At 54.1% G+C, this 643-nt stretch carries 1 rRNA gene; it reads right to left on the minus strand.

From position 1 onward, the window contains the following. Positions 1-643, minus strand: a 23S ribosomal RNA gene (locus tag IE070_RS16535); the annotation flags it as partial.

Here is a 643-nt window from a genome sequence, read left to right on the forward strand (position 1 = left end):
CACCACGCTTCCACACCTCACCTATCAACGTTGTGGTCTCCAACGACCCTTTAGTAGGCTTAAAGCCTAAGGGATGACTCATCTTGTGGCCGGCTTCCCGCTTAGATGCTTTCAGCGGTTATCCGTTCCGAACGTAGCTACCGGGCAGTGCCATTGGCATGACAACCCGAACACCAGCGGTTCGTTCACTCCGGTCCTCTCGTACTAGGAGCAACTCCACTCAATCATCCAACGCCCACGGCAGATAGGGACCGAACTGTCTCACGACGTTCTAAACCCAGCTCGCGTACCACTTTAAATGGCGAACAGCCATACCCTTGGGACCAACTTCAGCCCCAGGATGTGATGAGCCGACATCGAGGTGCCAAACACCGCCGTCGATATGAACTCTTGGGCGGTATCAGCCTGTTATCCCCGGAGTACCTTTTATCCGTTGAGCGATGGCCCTTCCATACAGAACCACCGGATCACTATGACCTACTTTCGTACCTGCTCGACGTGTCTGTCTCGCAGTTAAGCTGGCTTCTACCATTACACTAACCGTACGATGTCCGACCGTACTTAGCCAACCTTCGTGCTCCTCCGTTACTCTTTAGGAGGAGACCGCCCCAGTCAAACTACCCACCAGACACTGTCCGCAATC

It is taken from the genome of Alishewanella tabrizica (assembly GCF_014652375.1).
In the GTDB taxonomy this organism is placed as follows: Bacteria; Pseudomonadota; Gammaproteobacteria; order Enterobacterales; family Alteromonadaceae; genus Alishewanella; species Alishewanella tabrizica.